At 62.2% G+C, this 16,388-nt stretch carries 11 protein-coding genes and 1 pseudogene; 3 read left to right on the forward strand and 9 right to left on the reverse strand.

What is annotated here, in order from left to right; all coding sequences use genetic code 11:
- Positions 1 to 225: 225 nt before the first annotated feature.
- The 3 genes from I8J34_RS23240 to I8J34_RS23250 all read right to left on the reverse strand — a co-directional run bounded on the left by I8J34_RS23240 (position 226) and on the right by I8J34_RS23250 (position 4,040).
- Positions 226 to 807 carry a hypothetical protein gene (locus I8J34_RS23240; RefSeq protein WP_214364024.1) on the reverse strand — a complete coding sequence of 194 codons (582 nt, stop codon included), beginning with the start codon at positions 805 to 807 and terminating at the stop codon, positions 226 to 228.
- 424 nt (positions 808 to 1,231) lie between these two features.
- Positions 1,232 to 1,837, reverse strand: a complete 606-nt coding sequence (locus tag I8J34_RS23245; protein WP_214364025.1) for a hypothetical protein — start codon at positions 1,835 to 1,837, stop codon at positions 1,232 to 1,234.
- Between the two features lie 610 nt (positions 1,838 to 2,447).
- Positions 2,448 to 4,040, reverse strand: coding sequence for a methyl-accepting chemotaxis protein (locus I8J34_RS23250; RefSeq protein ID WP_214364026.1), 1,593 nt, complete (start codon positions 4,038 to 4,040; stop codon positions 2,448 to 2,450).
- 427 nt (positions 4,041 to 4,467) lie between these two features.
- Here I8J34_RS23250 and I8J34_RS23255 point away from each other — a divergent pair, with 427 nt between their 5' ends.
- A complete protein-coding gene (locus tag I8J34_RS23255; protein WP_214364027.1) occupies positions 4,468 to 5,337 on the forward strand; it encodes an AraC family transcriptional regulator in 870 nt (289 codons plus the stop codon).
- Between the two features lie 966 nt (positions 5,338 to 6,303).
- Positions 6,304 to 7,500 (forward strand): formaldehyde dehydrogenase, glutathione-independent, encoded by a 1,197-nt coding sequence (gene fdhA, locus I8J34_RS23260; protein ID WP_214364028.1) that lies wholly within the window; start codon positions 6,304 to 6,306, stop codon positions 7,498 to 7,500.
- A gap of 206 nt (positions 7,501 to 7,706) precedes the next feature.
- Here fdhA and msrB read toward each other — a convergent pair whose 3' ends face one another.
- The 4 genes from msrB to I8J34_RS23280 all read right to left on the reverse strand — a co-directional run bounded on the left by msrB (position 7,707) and on the right by I8J34_RS23280 (position 11,503).
- Positions 7,707 to 8,204 carry a peptide-methionine (R)-S-oxide reductase MsrB gene (msrB, locus tag I8J34_RS23265; protein ID WP_214364029.1) on the reverse strand — a complete coding sequence of 166 codons (498 nt, stop codon included), beginning with the start codon at positions 8,202 to 8,204 and terminating at the stop codon, positions 7,707 to 7,709.
- A gap of 241 nt (positions 8,205 to 8,445) precedes the next feature.
- Positions 8,446 to 10,152, reverse strand: a complete 1,707-nt coding sequence (locus I8J34_RS23270; protein ID WP_214364030.1) for a phospholipase D-like domain-containing protein — start codon at positions 10,150 to 10,152, stop codon at positions 8,446 to 8,448.
- Between the two features lie 6 nt (positions 10,153 to 10,158).
- Positions 10,159 to 11,085, reverse strand: coding sequence for a PA2778 family cysteine peptidase (locus I8J34_RS23275; protein WP_214364031.1), 927 nt, complete (start codon positions 11,083 to 11,085; stop codon positions 10,159 to 10,161).
- 28 nt (positions 11,086 to 11,113) lie between these two features.
- The gene (locus I8J34_RS23280) at positions 11,114 to 11,503 is read right to left on the reverse strand and encodes a PA2779 family protein (protein WP_214364032.1); all 390 of its coding nucleotides are present in this window, start codon (positions 11,501 to 11,503) and stop codon (positions 11,114 to 11,116) included.
- A gap of 609 nt (positions 11,504 to 12,112) precedes the next feature.
- Here I8J34_RS23280 and I8J34_RS23285 point away from each other — a divergent pair.
- The gene (locus I8J34_RS23285; protein ID WP_343216443.1) at positions 12,113 to 13,231 is read left to right on the forward strand and encodes an S-(hydroxymethyl)glutathione dehydrogenase/class III alcohol dehydrogenase; all 1,119 of its coding nucleotides are present in this window, start codon (positions 12,113 to 12,115) and stop codon (positions 13,229 to 13,231) included.
- Between the two features lie 42 nt (positions 13,232 to 13,273).
- Here I8J34_RS23285 and I8J34_RS23290 read toward each other — a convergent pair whose 3' ends face one another.
- Entirely contained in the window at positions 13,274 to 15,883 is a 2,610-nt protein-coding gene (locus tag I8J34_RS23290; protein ID WP_214364033.1) for a TRAP transporter permease, read from the reverse strand.
- A gap of 320 nt (positions 15,884 to 16,203) precedes the next feature.
- Positions 16,204 to 16,388: pseudogene (locus tag I8J34_RS23295) on the reverse strand (IS256 family transposase); the annotation flags it as partial.

Below are 16,388 nucleotides of genomic sequence, written 5' to 3' on the forward strand. Positions count from 1 at the left end.
CACCGAAATGCTCAGTTCCTGGGAAACCGCTTCCACTGAGGCGCCCTCCGGCGGCAACAGTCGAGCGAGCGCTTTGTCCTTGAATTTTTGTCCGTATCGAGCCACTTCGTTCTCTTCTCATCGCCCCCGGGTTTTGGATTCTATCGAGGCGACAACTATTCTGACTCAGGGGGCATTGCGCATCATTTTCCTCTCGGTTTTTTCAACTGAGTTGCCAGCTTGCTTTTACCAGTTGGGAGTCAGGCCTTCTTCTGCTCGGGCGTACGGGGAGAATATATACGTCATCCGATAAGGATTTGAAAAACTGTCCTCAAGAAATTTCCCATCGCCGTCTATGGTTCGTTTGATGATGCTTAATCGATTGTTCTCTACGAAGCCATACAGGTAAATGAAGTTTCCGGTGGTTACATTGACTTGTTGGATGACGATCTGGTCGTTTCTCACCCTGTAGTATCCCTGAAACAGGGTGTATTCACGCTTTCCATTTCCGTATTTGTCAATTTGGCGCTGCATTGCATCAAAGTACTTGTCATTTCCCTGCAAAGAATCCATCAGTACAAAACTTGCCTGCCCTGTCTTGTAGAATTTGTAGACCTCGTATTTGCCAGCTTGTGTGAGTTTTTCGCCGCCGGAATCCAGCCCGGCTTCGGGAACGTAAAAACCATCCGTGCGAAGCAGGGCGCGCTTGTCCAGCAGGAAGTCTTTGTCGTAAAAGGGGTAGTTCTCTTTGCTGTAAAAGACGGGCGCGCACGACGCGACTAGAAAAGCATAGGCGAAGATCAAGGCTGTGGCAGTGCATGTTTTCATATCAACCCGTTCGTCAATTGAGTAGGCCGATTACGGTGAGGGACTCTCTCTTCCGCTGGAGGTGTGGGTGTTCAAGTGCTTGTGGAGGCGATGAAGGAAGAGGGGAAATTGTTCTTCTGGTCTTCGCTTGAGAATCCTCTCGGGTCATCGGGATCTCCAATAAAATATTCTGTCTTATGGTTTTTGATGTGAGACATGGTTGAAGACGTAACAGTAAAATTCCAGCTTGCTTGTTTTGGTTGGAGCGTTTGAAATCAATGCGATTTGAAGGTGGTGTAATTTTCCTTTTCTGCTCCCCCTTTTTTTTGCTGTAAATTCCTGTTTCCTTTTGCGTGTCCAGCGCAGTAAATTATATTTCTATTTCACAGGATGTTGCTGCAGCAATGGTCAGCGGCAGGGTTGTTGATTATTTCATCGGTCTGGATTATTTGTATGTCCTGATGAGCCTGTCCACAACAAGCTCATTTTGATTGGGGTCGGTAACCTTTGTCTTGTTGGAAACTAAATACAAGGAGGAGGCGATGTTTCGTTTGTCATCCATGTGTTCATAGGATCGGTAGAGAATCGCCGAGTGATTGCTTTTTTGTCGCCACAAATAGGCCGAATAGCCTAATACTTGATCATTTTCATTCGCTTCAGGCTCCTGGGATAGAATCTCCGGGGTGCCCATTTGCGTTTTCAATTCTTCAAAAATGGCATTGCTGGCCTCTATGCTTTCGGTGGTCACAAGAAGCCCTACGAACTGCTCATCTGTAGGATTGCTCAACAGCACGCCAATCTTGGCCTTTGGGATATGGTTCGGGTCTGATTTGATGAAATTCACAGAGCCATAGTTGTAGCCATCCACCTCATGGGTGTAGATCATAGGTAATGTGGTGTTGATCTCTCTTGCGTCAAAATAGGTGTCATTCGTACTGAAAAAATCTTTTATGTTTTCTCTGAATGTCAATTTTTCCAAAGGAACCTGATTTTTTGCGCTGCATGAGACTATGGCGGCGCTAGCCAGTAGCACCAAGAATATCTTGTTCACTTTTAGTCCTTGTCGAAATGTCCTCGGTATTCACTTCGGCGCTGAGTTCATTTGGGTTGAATGAGGGCTCCGGGGGCTTGAATTACGAAACTCTGACGCTCCACGTCGCCCCTCCGTCGCGGGGCCTTTCCCTCTGCATCCACAGCATCCAGGGGCCAGCATCCGGCATCCGTGGGCATCCTGGGTCAAGTCTTGAAATACGACATTTCATCCCTTCAGTCCCTGTCCATCGCCGCACGGCCGCCAAGCCGGATACATGGGGGGCGGGATGTCGGCAGGATCATAGCTCGATCGGTGTTGGATGGCCCGTCCGTGTCATTGCATGCGTCGTCGGCTACTCAGACGTGGACACCGTCGTGAGGTGAGGGCGTGTTGTCGGGAAGCGGTGTCAGAGCTTGCGTGTCGCATTTCAAGACTCACCTCGATGCTGAATGGGGCTTGCCATGAGGTTGGGAACGTTGAGTTTCAAGATCTGATCTTGATGCTGCCTCCCAAAGCGCCTACCAGGGGGAATTCACGAAGCTGCTTGACTCCGGCGCAGCGTTGTTCGCGCACGGCCAAGGCGCGAATCCGTCGCCCCACCCGGATGCGACTTCGGCCTGCCGCCGCGCTACTTGACCATGCCTTCCAGGTGTCGGGTCAAGGCGCGCAACTCGCCCGCGGTCGCGTTCAGATGCTTCGCGGCGGTATCGATTTCGGCGATGGCGGCATTGTTTCCGTCAACCCCGGCCGAGATGGCCTCCATTGCGGTGGCAACCTCGTGGGATGCTGTTGCCTGTTGTTCGAGCATCAAGCGAATCTCTCCGGCGACCTCACTCGCGCGATGGCTTGCATCGCGAATGCAGTCGAGACTGCTGGCACTCGCACCAACCAGACGGCTGCCCGCAGCAACGTCGCTCGACGCGGTCTCTATCGTCGCTACCGCCGCCTGTGACTGGCTACCGATTTCGCTCAGCGACTGACCAATCTCCACGGTGCTGGCGCGGGTTCTCTCCGCCAGCTTGCGCACTTCGTCAGCCACCACCGCAAATCCACGGCCTTGTTCGCCGGCTCGTGCCGCCTCGATCGCCGCGTTGAGTGCGAGCAGATTGGTCTGCTCGGCGATTTCCTGGATGATCAGACTGATGGCGCCGATTTTCTGGACCGATTCATTCACATGAATCACCTGGTCTCGTGCCGCCGACACCACCGACACCACGCGGTCGCTACTGTCGATGCCCGCCTGGATGGCCCGAGCGGCCTCGCTGACGGCGGATTCGGTTTCGCGCGCGGCTTGGGCGCTCACGTCCGTGTTGTTCGATATCTCATTGACCGAGACGCTCATCTCCTCCATCGCCGCAGCCGCTTCCATCACCTTTTGACCCTGCTGCTCGCTGGCGCGACGCAGCGACTGCATCGCGCCCTGCAATGCGTCGGCGCGCTCGTGCACACTTCGTGTCGCCACCAGTACGTCGGCAAACATGGCGCCAAGGTGAATGCGCATGGCCTCCAACTCGCCGAAGACGGCGGCCAAGCCACCGCCTTCGGCGCTGGAGATTTGTTCGTTGAGTCGGCCCTGGTCCAGCGCGCGAATTTTCTCGACCATGCATTGCAGCGGTTTGGCCACGCGAAACTCGAACACACACGCAGCTGCCAACGCGGCGGCTGCGGCGAGCATGCCGGCACCCACTGCCCACGGGCCGTCGAGCAGGCCAGCTGTCGCCGCCAGTACGGCGGCACCTAGTGCCGACAGTCGAATCTGCCCAATCGTGGTAGTCAGCTTCGCGGGTGGGCGGGTGGCAGGAAAACTTGCTTGCTTCTCACGAACGGCGCGGTAGAGCTTCTCGGCCCCGTCAATGGCGGATCGCTCCGGCGCACTGCGCACCGAGATGAACCCGACCGGCCGTCCGGCTTCCGAAAGCGGCGTCACAAACGCATCTACCCAATAAAATCCGCCGTCGTTTGACCGGTTCTTCACCAGCCCCCGCCAAGTGTGACCGGCCTTGATCGTTGCCCACAGGTCGGCAAATGCCTCCACCGGCATGTCGGGATGGCGCACCACGTTGTGGTTGTGGCCGATCAACTCATCAGGCGCGAATCCGCTGATCTCGACAAACGCAGCGTTGGCGTAGGTGACGATACCCTTTAAGTCCGTTTTGGTGACGATCGGGCGGCCGGGCTTGAGAAAGTGCTCCTGATTCGTCACAGGCTGGTTGTTCTTCATCAGGGCTCTCCATCGAAAGCACGTTGCGATCAGTAAATAACCATACTCTTATTGCGGTCTTGTGGCTTGGAAGTTGAGCCAATTTCACCGGTATGGGGAGAACAAAGAGTCAGGTCTTGGGGGGAGGTCAACGGGCGAACCCGACGCTGCCTGCGTGTTGAGGAAGGCGGCGAGCGCGGCGACGGCGATGAGCCCGGTCAGCTACAGGGACAGGCGCGCGGTCCTCGAAAGACGAGAAGATGCGAAAAATGAGTCTGCCGCCAGCCTCCATCCGGTGTGTGGGCGAGACGTGTAACGCAGCGCATCGCGAATGGACCCCAGAGGCGGTCGTACCGGGGCTACCTCCCGGCCACAATCGCAATCTCGATCAAGACGGACGGTGCGCGTGCTGTGATCATGCCCGGGCACTGAAGAACGAAGCGAAGCGATGAATTCCCGACCGAATCCCCACCTGGAAACACGTATTGCGCGGGTCTGCGAGTACATCGAGCAGAACCTGGACGCAAAGCTGTCGCTCGACACCCTGAGCGCGGTGGCGGCCTTGTCGAAGTGTCACTTCCAGCGCGTGTTTTCGGCCTGGACCGGCGTGAGCGCGACCCGCTTCGCCCAACTGGCGCGGCTACGGCGGGCGTCGTTCCGCGTGGCGTTCGAGGACGGATTGCGCATGATCGACATCGCGTTGGAAGCGGGCTTCGATAGCCCGGAGGCCTTTTCGCGCGCCTTTCGCAATGCCTTCGGGCAGTCGCCTTCGGGCTTCAGGGCCGCACCCGCGTGGCCGCAGTGGCATGCGCGATTCGATTTCAAACGACCCTCCAAGCGAGAAACAACCATGAACGTGAAGATCGTGAATTTTGAAGACACGCCGATTGCCCTTGTCGAGCACCGGGGCGACCCGAAACGGGTGTTGGAGACCGCAGCGAAATTCATCGCCTGGCGAAAGGCGACCGGTCGCTCTCCGGTCAAGACCAGCATGACTTTCGGCATTCCCCACAGCGACCCTAAAACCACCGAGCCAGACGACTTTCGTTTCGATATCGCCGGCTCCATCGAAGGAGATGTGCCGGCGAACGACTACGGCGTGAAATCCGGCCTGATTCCCGGCGGACGTTGCGCGGTGGTCCGGCACACGGGCAGCCATGATCGCATCGACGAGAGCATCTACCCGCTGTACCGCGACTGGTTGCCGCAAAGTGGCGAAACGCTGCGCGACTTTCCGTGCTTCTTCCATTACCTGAACCTGATCCACGAGGTGGACGAATGCGAGTTGCTGACGGATATCTATCTGCCGGTCGAGTGATCGAGGTGAGGGGCAAGGTATTGAATTTAAACGTTTCCAGTGTCGTGGCACGTCCTCGCCCCGTGTGTCCGCAACGACTCGGTCTTTCAATCCATCGGCCAGCGCGGCGCGCGGCGGGCTTGCCACGCGCTCAGCGGCGGGTGGAAGCGCTGTGTTTCGCGGCCTGACGCCAACACGTCGGTATCGCTTTCACGTGTAATTGGGCGACCTTTCGCGCGCGGCCGATGGCGCCCGGCCGGCCTGGGGGCGGCGGGAAATGCGTGCGCCTGGACAGCCCCGACGCCGGATCGCACAACCGCGTCCTCATTTCATCGCTATCAACGACTGGTCATGGGCCGTCTTCGGCAATCCCCCAGCTGCCCACCCGAGGCATGAGCTGGCGTCGAACGTATCGCGATGATGCGTTCGGCATTAGATACCAGCTATGCCATTTCGGATCTACGACGCTGCCGCCTGATCGGTAGAATCCGCCGAAGCATGGTGTCGTTTCAACTAGAAAAATGTGACGTTTCTGTCGATGTATTCGATCTGTTCTTTTGAAGAGAGGCGATTGACAGAATGCGCCGTTGATACGGATCGGGGTGGCGGCGTGTTGATGATTGGGCGTGTGCAGGACTTGATGTCACGTCTTTGATTTCGATATAGCCACGTTCGTGGCGTCTATTTGTGGTCAGGCTTTGGATGCCGGGTGAGCGACGCTTCGTCCGACGGGTCGGCGTACGACATCGGCATCTGGCGATGCATCTACCATTTGGTCGGGGTGGCTGGTTCAGTCGCCGCGAGAGGGTTCCGGGCTTAGCGAGTCGAGGGTGGCGCGTTTGCGCGATTTTTTGTCCAACGTAGGCAAGTGCTGCCCGTTTGGCCTGTCTAGTATCAGTGCCAGAGGTCGATCCCTTACCGCGTTCAGGGGAGCGGCCCCCAAAACAACACTGTTTTTTCAAGTGAGACAAACGGAGGAGCGAACGGATGGCAAGCAATAGAGGCGTCGCGTATGTCGGCCCTGGCCGCGTGGAAGTACAAAGCATCCCCTTTCCAAAACTAGAAGATCCCCGCGGCCGGCGTGCCGAGCATGGCGTGATCCTGCGAGTGGTCTCCACCAATATTTGCGGCTCCGACCAGCACATGGTGCGTGGTCGTACCACGGCACCGTCCGGCCTCATCCTGGGGCACGAGATCACCGGTGAAGTGCTCGAGGTGGGCCGCGATGTGGAAACGCTGCAAAAAGGCGACCTGGTCTCGGTGCCTTTCAACGTGGCCTGCGGCCGCTGCCGGACCTGCAAGGAGCAGCACACCGGTGTGTGCCTCACCGTCAACCCCTCGCGTGCCGGTGGCGCTTACGGCTATGTCGACATGGGCGGCTGGATCGGCGGGCAGGCCGAGTACGTCATGGTTCCCTATGCAGATTTCAACCTGCTCAAGTTCCCCGACCGCGACCAGGCCATGGCGAAGATCCGCGATCTCACCTGCCTGTCGGACATCCTGCCCACGGGCTATCACGGCGCGGTGACGGCGGGTGTCGGTCCCGGCAGCACGGTCTACATCGCGGGTGCTGGCCCTGTGGGCTTGGCCGCCGCGGCTTCTGCACGCTTGCTGGGTGCAGCGGCGGTGATCATCGGTGACGTCAATCCGAAGCGTCTTGAGCACCCGCGTGCCCTCGGCTATCTGACGGTTGACCTGTCGCTGGACGTGCCGCTGGGCGAGCAGATCGCGGAGATTCTGGGGACGCCGGAGGTGGATTGCGCGGTGGACGCGGTGGGTTTTGAAGCGCGCGGTCACGGCCACGACGGTGCGCAGCACGAGGCGCCGGCCACGGTGCTGAATTCGCTGATGGAAGTCACGCGCGAAGCGGGCCGCATCGGCATCCCCGGGCTGTATGTGACCGACGATCCGGGCGGCGTCGATCAGGCCGCCAAGAAAGGCAGCCTGAGCATCCGTCTGGGTCTGGGCTGGGCGAAGTCGCACAGCTTCCACACCGGGCAGACGCCGGTGCTGAAGTACAACCGTGCGCTCATGCAGGCGATCCTGTGGGACCGCATCAAGATTGCCGACACGGTCGGCGTCGAGGTGATCAGCCTCGATCAGGCGCCGCGCGGTTACTCGGAGTTCGACTTGGGTGCGCCGAAGAAATTCGTCATCGATCCGCACGGTCTCGTGCCGGCATAACGCCTCCTCCAGGTGCGCCACGCGCGCACCTTTCAAGCGCGGCGGTCAGCCACTGGCCGCCGCGCTGCATCTTTCTTCGGTAGGTGTGCAAAGGTAGAGGGGCTTCGGGCCCAGGGCCTGAAGAACACTATTCGCCCCGGAACGATTGCGCCTTATCCGCTCAATGTGCCCACCAATGCGGGCGCCAAAGCGTCAAACGCGGGCGTTCAGGTGCGCAGCGCCGGTAGCGTGTCGCCGCGCAGCACGAACTGCAGCGCGAGCCCGTTGTTGCAATAGCGCTTGCCCGTGGGTTGGGGGCCGTCGTCGAACACGTGGCCCTGGTGGCCGCCGCAGCGCGAGCAGTGGTACTCGGTGCGCGGCAAGATCAACTTGAAGTCGACTTGGGTGTTCACCGCGCCGGTCAGGGGTTGCCAGAAGCTTGGCCAACCGGTGCCGCTGTCGTATTTGGTGGCGCTGTCGAACAAGGGCAGGAAGCACGCCGCGCAAATGTAGGTGCCGTCGCGCTTCTCATGGTTCAGCGGGCTGCTGCCAGGCGGTTCGGTGTCCTCCTCGAACAGAACTGCGTAGGCCGGGCGGGGCAGGAGCCGGGCCCATTCCTCCTTGGATTTCGTCAAGCTAGGGCCTGCCGCGCCGGCGACGCGATGTCCGCCGAGCGAGAGCAGGGCGGCGCCCAGCAGGGTCTGGAGCGATTGACGTCGGTTCATGCTGTCCTCCTGTGACGGTGCGAGCGCATGCCGCACTTCGCCTCAACGTGTTTCTTCGACAGCGGCTGCCGCCGCAAGATTCGCGAGGTGTTCGCGCCAGGGGCTTGCACGGTCGCCTTCTTGTGTCGTGATCGTGTATCGGCGATGTCGCGCCGACGAGGCGTGGGCGGGCGCGGCTCGGTCGTTGGGTACGAAGGCCACCGAGTCCTCCTGCTCCCCGATTCGCGAGCAGGACGACGGGTCATAGTTCGTCGTCGAGCGGAAGCAGTGAAAGCGCTTGCGCCTTGGCGCGTTGCGCGTCGCTTCGGGCCGGTTCCGTGTCGTAGACCATCGTGCGCCCCCCTTCCTGCGTGAGCCATATGAGTTGTGGCTCACCACCGTTCGGGTCGGGGCGCAAGGCAAGCCGGTAGGAATTGACGGGTTGCACCATCGCTTCGAATCGCCTGGCCGCCTCAATGGCCAAGGCCGGGCTGTGGATCAGGATGCCGATCTCGGTGTTGAGATACATCGACCGCTGGTCAAAGTTCATCGAGCCGATGAGCATTTTGCGGCGATCGAAGACGAAGAGTTTGGTGTGCAGCGAATAGCTTCCGAAGCGCGAGATTTCGGGGGCCTGACCACTACCGCGTGCCTTGGCCAGCAGCGATCGGCTCTCGTAGAGTTCGGCGCCGAGTTGGAGCAGCGGGGTGCGGTAAGACATGTAGCCGGAATGCGCGACGAGCACGTTCGACGATTCCAACGAGTTGGTCAGAATCCTGACCCGGATACCGCGTGCGCGCAGGCGTTCGATCATTCGCATCCCCTCGTCACCGGGGATCAGATAGGGCGTGACGATCAGCACCTCCGACATCGCAGCCGCCGCCGTGTCGAAAACTCCCTGTTGCATCAGAATGCCCACACGCCCGTCGCTGTCCAGGTCTTTCTTGTCCGGCCTGTCGCAGATGACCTGCGCCTGTGCCCATTCGAGGCGGATGCGCCCCGAGATGAGGCCCGAAAGCGGCTCCCCGTTTTCCACCCGCGCCAAATAGTCCGTGTCCTTCGCAGGCACTTGACGCACGAGGTCCTTGAGCGCCTGGCGTTCCTCATGAGCTTCGCGCACCTGGCGCTTTTCGCGCGGGGCACGGCTGGTGTCGTTCAACACCTCTACGGGAATCGACAAGTCGCTGTTCCAGTACTCGTCGAAGGTGGCCGACAATTGATGGCTGATCGGCCCCGCGACGAACACGTCTTCGTCGGCAAATTGGGTGCCTGGAACGACCTGGAAATATTCGTTGCCGATATTGCGCCCGCCCAGCAGTGCCACGGTGTTGTCGATGACGAACAGCTTGTTGTGCATCCGATAGTCGAGGCGATTGGCGTTGAGCAGGAATTCCAGTGCCCGAACCCACAGGAAGCTCCCACGGTACGCGAAGGGATTGAAGATCCGGATCTGCACGGCTGGGTGCGCCTGCAGGGCGGTGAGTCGCTCGTCGCCGGGAGGCGTTTCCACATCGTCGACCAGGATGCGCACCCGCACACCGCGGTCTGCGGCCCGTAGCACGGCCTGAGTCAGGAGCCACCCGGTCTGGTCGCCGCGAAAGATGAAGTACTGCAGATCGATCGTCCGCTCTGCCGCGTCGATCATCTGCATGCGCACGAGAAATCCGTCGATGCCGTTGGCAATGATGCGAAAGCCGGAACGTCCCCGATGCTCAGCGGCGGCCGCCTCGAAGTGCCGCCCGAGACGGGTCTGTTCGGGATGCGCCAGGGCATAGGACTCGATGCGCGGCGCGTCCGCGCCAGGCGGCAGGGTGGTGCAGGCGGTGAGCAAGGCCAGCATGCCCAGCGACAGCCAGACGCATGCTTGCGAAGCCACGTCCCGGATCGACGAGAGGGCGGCGAAGCGCGCCGTGAGGTGCCGATTCGACGTAGGGCAGGAGCCCGGGGGCGGAGCGTTGAGAGTCGACATCTCGCGTCATTCGTCGACCCGCTTCAGGGTGTCGGCGGCCTGTGCCTGAAACGGGCCGCCAAGGCTCACCGCCCGTTGTGCCGCGCGCCGGGCTTCGTCGCGGCGACCCTGTTCCAGCAGCACGATGGCGAGGTTGTTGTAGGCGGCGGCATCGTCATGGCGCTGCGCGGCGTCGCGGAACACCGCCGCGGCGCCGGAGGTTTCGCCCTGCGCATAGAGGGTGTTGCCAAGGCCCATGGCGAGCGTGAGGTTGTCGGGCCAGCGTGCCAGCGCGCTCCGATAGGCGCGGGCGGCGGCCGCTGGGGGCGCATTGTGTTCGAACGCCACGAGCGCGCGCGTTACCTCCGCCTCCGACGCGGTGGTCGGCAGCGCGCCCGGAGGCGTGACGACAAAGGCCCAGCGTCCGCTGCGGTCCCAGGTGTGTTCGAAGGTGGAGAAGGCCAGTTGCTGGCGCTCCAGCGGGCCGGAGCGCAGCACGAAGTGGGCGGCGTCGAGGTCGTAGCCGATGACCACTGCGTAGTGCCAGGAGGGGGCCCACGACAGGCCGAGGTTCTGCAGCACCACCACCGGGTTGCCATCATTCGTTTCGCGCATCAGGGCTTCGAGCGTGCCGGGGATGCGTGTTGCCACCGCACCCCGCCCGCGCGCGCCGACGAGCATTTCAATTTGCAGCGAGCCCTGGCGTCCGGGGAGAAACACCCGGTCGACCAGGGCATCGGGGCGCGTGGGAATACCGGCCGCCGAAAGCGCAGTGGCCAAGGCCGCCGGGCCGCATTGATAGTCTTCCTGCGGGAAGAACGGCGTGGCGGTCAGCTCGACCCGCGGCGGGAGATCGGCCGGTGGCGCGGCGAGCAAACGCGGCGTCTGCACGGCGCAACCGGTCAGCGCGGCGAGCAGCGCGACAAGGCATGCCGCGGCCCACGCGCCGCGCATCAGTCCGGTTGTGGACAGGGTGAGCCCCTCACTTCACGGACCGCGTGAAGGGGAATACTTTCGTGAAGCCGAGGATGTCGGTGATCAGCAGGACGAAGAACACCAGCAAGATGGCGCCGATGATGCCGCCGGCCGGTGCGTCGTCGATCTGCTGTGCCAGCGCGGCCGCTTCGGCATCGGTCAGCGCGGCAATGCGCTCCTTGGCCAGATCGGCGCTGAGCCCGAGGCGTTCGAGTTCGGCCTGGACGTCGGCGCGCGAGAACATCTCGTTGAGCCGCTGATGTGCCGACTCGTCGGTGGTCGCGAGACGCGCCACCTGTTCGGTGCTGACCAGCGCTGCCTGCGCGGTCTGAATCACCACGCCGTTGGCAAAGCAGATGGCGAGCACTACGGAAAAGAGTCGCTTGATGATGTTCATGGTGTTCTCCTCGCAAAGTACATGGTTGAGTGCGCCCAACCAGTCCGACGCTGTGCGCGGCCTTGTCCGTCTTCAGTATAGGTACTCGAATCGAGGAGATGCAGCGCCGCTCCGCGTGCGGTTTTGAAAGCAATGTTTGCAAGAGGGCGCCTGTTGCCGATGCGCTGGGTCGGTCGAAGTGTCGGGAAGTCCGAGGCATTTTGCCCGGTAGCGTGGGGCGCGGTGCCGACGCAGTGCGGTGTTCGACATTGCCGAAGAGGTGTTCGGAATATCTCGTTTTTGTCCTTGGCGGTAACGCCTTATCGTTGAGGGCGGTCTTGCTGGAGCCCGCGTGATGCGGGGCTCGGGCAAGGGGCAGACGCTACAGGCATGTCGACGTCGGCAAGCCCACAGGGGCGCATTCGGGGGATCGTTCCCAAGCGGATGGGCTTTGATCCTCAAATGCTGGGTATCACGTCGTCGTCGACGCATCGACCGGTGCGGCACGGCCGAGCGACGGGCTTCTTGCCCGCGCGTGCCGTGCGCCCCGACGTCGTCTGGCCGTACGGCACGAACCGCCCCTTCTTTTTTCTACCTATTCCCCAAGAACATCACTGGAGAGTCTTTGTCATGATCAAGTCGCGCGCTGCGGTCGCCTGGAAAGCCGGTGCCCCGCTGGACATCACTGAAGTGGACGTCGCCCCGCCGAAGAAGGGCGAGGTGCTGGTGCGGATCGTCGCTACCGGCGTGTGCCACACCGATGCCTTCACCCTGTCCGGCGCCGATCCGGAAGGCATCTTCCCCGCCATCCTCGGTCACGAGGGCGGCGGCATCGTCGAGGCGGTGGGCGAGGGCGTCACCTCGGTGGCGGTCGGCGACCATGTGATCCCGCTCTACACGCCGGAATGCGGCGAGTGCAAGTTCTGCAAATCGGGCAAGACCAACCTGTGCCAGGCGATCCGCGCCACCCAGGGCAAGGGCCTGATGCCCGACGGCACCAGCCGCTTTTCCAAGGACGGCGAGACCCTGTTCCACTACATGGGCACCTCGACCTTCTCGGAGTACACCGTGCTGCCCGAGATCGCGGTCGCCAAGATCAGCAAGGAAGCGCCGCTGGAGAAGGTGTGCCTGCTCGGTTGCGGCGTGACCACCGGCATCGGCGCGGTGATGAACACCGCCAAGGTGGAGCCGGGCTCGACGGTGGCGGTGTTCGGCCTCGGCGGCATCGGCCTGTCGGCCATCATCGGCGCGGTCATGGCCAAGGCCAGCCGGATCCTGGCCATCGACGTGAACCCGGGCAAGTTCGAGATCGCCAAGCAGCTCGGCGCGACCGAGTGCATCAATCCGCTCGACTACGACAAGCCGATCCAGGAGGTGATCGTCGATCTGACCGACGGTGGTGTCGACTACTCCTTCGAGTGCATCGGTAATGTCAAGGTGATGCGCTCGGCGCTGGAGTGCTGTCACAAGGGCTGGGGCGAGTCCGTCATCATCGGTGTGGCCGGTGCCGGCCAGGAGATCGCCACCCGACCGTTCCAGCTGGTGACCGGCCGGGTCTGGCGCGGGTCGGCCTTCGGTGGCGTGCGCGGCCGCTCCGAGCTGCCCGGCTACGTGGAGCGCGCCCAGAGGGGCGAGATCCCGCTGGACACCTTCATCACCCACACCATGGGGTTGGACGACATCAACAAGGCCTTCGACCTCATGCACGAGGGCAAGAGCATCCGCACCGTCATCCACTTCGACATGTAACCGGCAGGAAGCCGGGCCGTCCGAGCGCGGACGGCCCGGGCGTCACTCGGCCTGCGCCGCCCGGCCCGCTTCGCGCCGGGCGCGTGCCCGCTGCAGTGCGACGACGAGTGCCAGCACTAGCAGCGTCGGTATGAAAATCCACTCCTTGGCCGGGCGCTCCGCCGGCAGCTCGATGTGGGTGACGGTAAAGCCCTGTTCGAGGCCGAGCTTGGCGGCGCGGCTGCCGAAGTCGACCATCATGACCTGGACGCTATCGCCGAGCGCCATCACGGTCAGGCCCGATTGCTTCAGGCGCGCCCGGGCGTTTGGCGCGCTGTCGCCGAGCGGCAGCAGCACGCCCTTGGAGATCTCGTCGCCCTCCAGCGTGATGCCCTCGATCCACACGCGCAGATTGCCGTTTGCGGGCGCCGCCTCGACCAGCTCGGTGAGGCGTGTCGCCGGCACCGTGTTGTAGGGCGGATAGACTATGTCCATCCAGAAGCCGGGCCGAAACAGGCTGAAAGTCACGAGCAGCAGCAGCGCGCTCTCATACAGGCGGCTGCGGGTAAGGAACCAGCCCTGGGTCGCGGCGGCGAACATCAGGTTGGCGAGTATCGCGCTGGCCACGGTGAGGAAGAAGGCCCACAGGCTGTCGATGCCGATCATCAGCAACTGGGTGTTGAAGATGAACATGAAGGGCAGGATCGCGGTGCGGATCGAGTAGATGAAGGCCTGCACACCGGTGGCGATCGGGTCGCAGCGCGCGATGCCCGCCGCGGCATACGAGGCGAGGCCGACCGGTGGCGTGACGTCGGCCATCAGGCCGAAATAGAAGACGAACAGATGCACCGCGATCAGCGGCACCAGCAGGCCGCTTTGCGCGCCCAGTTCGACCACCACCGGCGCCATCAGCGTCGACACCACGATGTAGTTGGCCGTGGTCGGCAGGCCCATGCCGAGAATCAGGCAGATCACCGCGACCATGAACAACATCGCCATCAGATTGCCGCCCGACACCGCCTCGACGAACTCGGTCAGCACCAGGCCGATGCCGGTCAGCGTCACCGTGCCGACGATGATGCCGGCCGCGGCGGTGGCGATACCGATGGCGATCATGTTGCGCGCGCCGATCGACAGGCCGTCGTAGAGGTCACGCAGCCCCTGCCGCAGCTCGGCCATCGTGTCGCCCTTGCCGCGCATCAGCGCCAGGATGGGGCGCTGGGTGACGAGAATGAAGATCATGAAGCTCGTTGCCCAGAAGGCCGACAGGCCGGGCGAGAGCTCCTCGACCATCAAATTCCAGATCAGCGCGACCACGGGCAGCAGGAAGTGCAGGCCGGATTTCAGCGTCGGCCCGACCTCGGGCAGCTGGGTGATCGCGACGTTCGGGTCCTCGATGCGCAACTCCGGCTGCTGGGCCGAAAACCACAGCAGCACGAGATAGGCAAAAAACATCAGCACCGAAACGACAACGAACGACGCCTCGCCCGCGACGATTTTGATCCAGCCCATGCCCCAATAGACGACGCCCGCGAGGATGATCACGCCGCTGATCGTCATCACCGTGCGCATCAGCCGCGCCTGCCAGCTGTACGGGCTCGGCGGCCGCGGCAGGCCGCGGATGTCGGCCTTCATGGCTTCGAGATGCACCAGGTAGAACAGCGCGATATACGAGATCAGCGCCGGCAGGATGGCGTGCTTGAGCACCTGCACATACGGGATGCCGACATACTCCACCATCAAGAAGGCAGCCGCGCCCATCACCGGCGGCATGATCTGGCCGTCCACCGAGGCGGCCACCTCCACCGCACCGGCCTTCTTCGGCGCGTAGCCGACGCGCTTCATGAGCGGGATGGTGAAGGTGCCGGTGGTCACCACGTTGGCGATCGACGAGCCGGAGATCATCCCCGTCGATGCCGAAGCGACCACCGCGGCCTTGGCCGGCCCGCCGCGAAAATGCCCGAGCATCGACATCGCCGACATGATGAAGTAATTGCCCGCACCCGCCGTCTCGAGCAGCGCACCGAACAGCACGAAAAGGAAGATGAAGCTGGTCGACACGCCCAGCGCCACGCCGAACACCCCCTCGGTCGACAACCACAGATGGTTCATGCCCTTGCCAAGCGAGGCGCCGCGATGCGCGATCACGTCGGGCATATAAGCGCCGAGGAAGATGTAGCCGATGAAAATCAGCGCCAGGATCACCATCGGCAACCCGAGCGCGCGCCGCGCCGCCTCGAGCAGCAGCGTCAGGCCGACCACCGCGACCACCAGATCCTGGGTTGTCGGCAGGCCGGGGCGCTGGGCCAGCTCGGCATAGAACAGCCAGAGGTAGGCGGCGGCAAAGGCGCCGACGAGGGCCAGCACCCAGTCCTGCACCGGCACATGCGTGCGCGGCGAACGCTTGAAGGCCGGGTAGGCCATGAAGCCGAGGAATACGGCAAAGGCCAGGTGGATGGAGCGCGCCTCGGTGTCGTTGAGGATGCCGAAACCGACCACGAATGGTAGCGGCGAGGCGAACCACAGCTGGAACAGCGACCACGCGATCCCGGTGCCGGCCACGATCGCAGCGGTCACGCCAGTCGGCTTGCGCCCGCCGGTGTCAGCCTCGGCGACGATCTGCTTCAGTTCCTCTTCGCTCAGTTCATGGTCTCGCGCGTGTGCCTTGGCCATTCGCCCGGTCTCCTCGTTCCCGCCAGCCCGACCGCGCCGGCGGTGTGCCACGGCGTGCAGAAATGCAGCCCGCCATTCTCTTTGTAGTACGTGGCGCGGCAGCGGGGCAGGAAGGCGGTGGATTCGTGGTCAGCGCACGGGGGGATGGCAGGGGTATGCGCGGTGATCGCATGCCTGGTGGATGGCGGTGTTTCTTTAGGGTGACGGTGTAAGAGAAACGGCTTCTCACGATCGCAGGGGAGGTGTCGGGCCTCCTGGGGGTGTCAGAATTTCTGTGTGTGAGGCGCTCGGAAGTGCTTCCTCTATCGGAAACGCGGTTTTCATTTTAGGCGATGATCCGTGAAGCGGTCCTCGTAGAGGATCGCGAATTGGTTCATCGCCGCCTTCCAGTCCTTGGCCGCCCGCCCCCAGTCGGCCGTGATGTTGCGCAGGGCCAGCCAGATGAGCTTGGTGGCCGCCTCATCGCTCGGAAAGTGCCCGCGAGTCTTGATGATCTTGCGCAGCC

It is taken from the genome of Denitromonas iodatirespirans, assembly GCF_018524365.1.
Taxonomy (GTDB): domain Bacteria; phylum Pseudomonadota; class Gammaproteobacteria; order Burkholderiales; family Rhodocyclaceae; genus Nitrogeniibacter; species Nitrogeniibacter iodatirespirans.